At 44.3% G+C, this 3,317-nt stretch carries 2 protein-coding genes and 1 pseudogene; all 3 read right to left on the bottom strand.

From position 1 onward, the window contains the following. Positions 1 to 28: 28 nt before the first annotated feature. Entirely contained in the window at positions 29 to 691 is a 663-nt protein-coding gene (locus ACFIJR_RS08780; protein ID WP_375654037.1) for a lysozyme, read from the bottom strand. Positions 692 to 754: 63 nt separating this feature from the next. Next, a complete protein-coding gene (locus ACFIJR_RS08775) occupies positions 755 to 1,084 on the bottom strand; it encodes a hypothetical protein (protein WP_375626961.1) in 330 nt (109 codons plus the stop codon). A gap of 9 nt (positions 1,085 to 1,093) precedes the next feature. Next, a pseudogene (locus ACFIJR_RS08770) lies at positions 1,094 to 3,317 on the bottom strand (hypothetical protein); the annotation flags it as partial.

Here is a 3,317-nt window from a genome sequence, read left to right as displayed (position 1 = left end):
ATAAGAGAATATTTCTTTAGCCAAAAAATCATAAGCGTTGCTCCCGAAACCGCTTGGCGACAATCACTATGCCCGTTGCAGCCGCTAAAACCATGATGCCTGCTAATGCCCATTGCACCGGTCCATTGCCTGCTAACAAGCCACCAAAACCAGAACAAGACCCTATAATCGGGGCAAGTGCTTCTATTTTAAGAAGTCCGGTTGCCGTTTTCGTTTCTACCCTTTGATAATTTGAAGAAACATAAGACCCTTTTACCCATAATCCTGCTTCTGCTGCTCGACGGTTGGCTAAACCCGCAAGAGGCTTCCCACCGACCTTATTCCATTTCTGTAATTCAACAGGTACGGCTTCATAATCCCCTTGATTAAGCTTCTTCAACAATGTTGACTTGCGAAAAGCAGCTGTTCCTACGTTATAACAAAACGATACCAATGCCGCGAATTGACAATCCGTTAACGAAACCGTGACCGATTCCTCTACCGTCTTCTCAAATTGCTTTAAGTCTTCACAAAGGATTTCTTCTGCTTGCTCTTGGCTAATACACATACCTTTTTTGACGAGGGGGTGACCCGCATTGCTGGTGTGACCATAACCAATCGTCCAGACACATGCCGTATCTCTATAAGCCTCTAAACGCAATCCTTCCCATTGTTTGATAAGCTCTAATCCTTCTTTCGATATCTTTCTCATCTGACGCTCCATAAAAAAAGCCCCACAAAAGTGAGGCTGGATAAAAATGTTTTTTTATGATCTCTATTGACTATGCTCTTTGATCAGTTGCTCGACTTCTTCAACACGAAAGCCAAGTTGAAAGAGCGGTGCATATTCGCTTTCCTGTAATTCATACTGACAACGCTTTTCTACAAAATCACCATTTGAATCAAATGGCATGGTTGTTGTTAGACAAACCTTATGCGTGTCATCTTCTATCCCCTCTTCTCCTTCACTGAGTTCTTTGACAAAAAACCAATAAAAACGCGTTGTCAAAAGCATCTCTAGCCTTCTTACTGTTTCAACTTTGTCAAAAGAAAGCATGTTCAGATAATCTTCTTTGCTATTTAAATGCTCTGGATATTCTATCATCTCTCCCTCCTAAACAAAATGACGCGTATGGCTACATCCACGCGCCGCAACTTGTTCATTTCCACCATTGACGATCATGGCGGCTCGAGTAAAACGCCCATTATCCGTTGTATTACTCCAGCTACCACCCCCTAACAATGCTCTCATTTCAAACGTATTTTGCGTACGGCTTATAGGTATAGGAAACGTGCCCGATAAAAATTGCCAAACATAACCGCAACCATCCTCACAACCGATATGCGAGATCATTCGACGATTCGCCGTATCCTTATATCCACCTGAAACCTTAGAGGTTGGTTCTTTCTTGCCAACAATATGTGTCTTTTCATTGCTTCCATACATAGCAGAAGCAAACGCTTCATCACTCAGTAAAGATTTTTTAACACGCGCCATATCTGTTACATGTTCGGTATAATTACGGTTTGTTGTTATATTGGTACGATACATTGATTTCGTATTTTCACCCGTCCCTGATTGAAGATAAATATCAACCCAAAGATCTGTAGAGGGGTCGTAGACCATTCCCTCTGGTGAACTATAAGGGCGGTGATTTAAACACCAAACTGAATTGGGTAAAATATCCCCTGCCCTATAACCAGACAAGGGGTGACCAGAAATCGTACCAACATCCGCACAAAGCGTATGAAACCCTCCTATCTTGCGCGAATTATTGACGCTGTAACCGTTTGGATACGTAGAGTTTTCTGATACAACAATTTTATGAGAATCTCCCTCCGGTACCAAATAAAGATAATAATCCTTGCCCGCAGAAAGAGACGGCATGCTTATTCTGGCATCTACCGTATAACTTACAACCAAAATATCATGAGTTCGTGGCAAAGTTAGATAGGTTCCTTTTTTCACGGTTAATTGCGCTTTGCCTGTCGCAACAAGAAAAGGGGTGGAAATTGATAAAACCGTTAAATGAGACTGTTTTAGAAAAGTGTTTATCTTTTCTGCGAGATTTTTTGCTTGTGTGGCTACTGTATGAGCTGTTGTCGCTGTTTCCAGAGAACTCTTGATACCTCCAAGCTCTTGCTTCGTCGTATCGGCTGTTGTTTTAGCTTCTTCTGCTGTCCTTTTCGCTCTATCGGCTACTTCCTTGGCTTTTTCGGCTTCGCTCTTGGCTTGATAGGCTTGTGAATCTGCTGTCTCAGCTTTTTTCTTGGCTTCATCTGAGTACATCCGTGCTAAACTTGCTATAGTCTTAGCATTATCTGCTGTTTCATTCGCGTCGTAAGCTTTACTCCACGCTTCATTTGCTGTTTTTTCTGCCTTTTCTGCCTGACTACGCGCTTGCTCCGCGTCATGTCTTGCATAACCAGCAGACTCCTTGGCTTCCTTGGCTATTTTTTGTGCCTCTTCCGCTTCTTCCTCTAAAGACGCGGCTTTCTTACCCGCTGTTTCGGCTGCCCTCTGCGCCTCTCCTGCTATATATTTTGCATTACTAGCTATTTCCTTGGCTTTTTCTACTTCATTCTTGGCTTCATACGCTCGGTCATCGGCTTTCTCCGCTATTTTCTTGGCTTCTTCGCCTGCCGTTTCTGCTAAACTTGCTATAGTCTTAGCGTTATTGGCGGCTTCATTCGCGTCGTAAGCTTTACTCCACGCTTCATTCGCTGTGCTTTTTACCTTTTCCACCTCACTACGCGCTTGCTCCGCATCATGCTTGGCATAACCAGCTGTCTGTTTAGCTTCTTGTGCTATTTTTTCGGCTTCTTCTGCGGCTGCTTCTAAAGACGCGGCTTTTTTACCCGCTGTTTCAGCTGCCTTTTGCGCCTCTCCTGCTGCATATTTTGCACTATTGGCTATTTCCTTCGCTTTGCCTGCTTCATCTTTTGCTTCATACGCGTAGTTATTGGCTTTCTCCGCTATTTTCTTGGCTTCTTCGCCTGCCGTTTCCGCTAAACTTGCTGTAAGCTTAGCACTATCTGCTGTTTCATTCGCTTTGTGGGCTTTATTCCACGCTGCATTCGCTGTGCTTTTTGCATTTTCCACCTCACTACGCGCTTGCTCCGCATCATGCTTGGCATAACCAGCTGTCTGTTTGGCTTCTTGTGCTATTTTCTCGGCTTCTTCCGCTTTACGCTTCGCCTCTTGTGCTATGCCCTGCACCGTTTCCACACTCACCTGCCCTGCCGTCTCTCCTGAACGCACCGCAGACTCTGCTACCGCTTTCGCTTCAGAAGCTAATTTTGTAGCCTCCTCTGCACTCTGTTGGGCTTGATGAGCC

This window comes from Bartonella sp. OD88NMGDW (assembly GCF_042193775.1).
Classification (GTDB): domain Bacteria; phylum Pseudomonadota; class Alphaproteobacteria; order Rhizobiales; family Rhizobiaceae; genus Bartonella; species Bartonella grahamii.
This window is presented reverse-complemented; position numbering and strand designations above follow the sequence as displayed.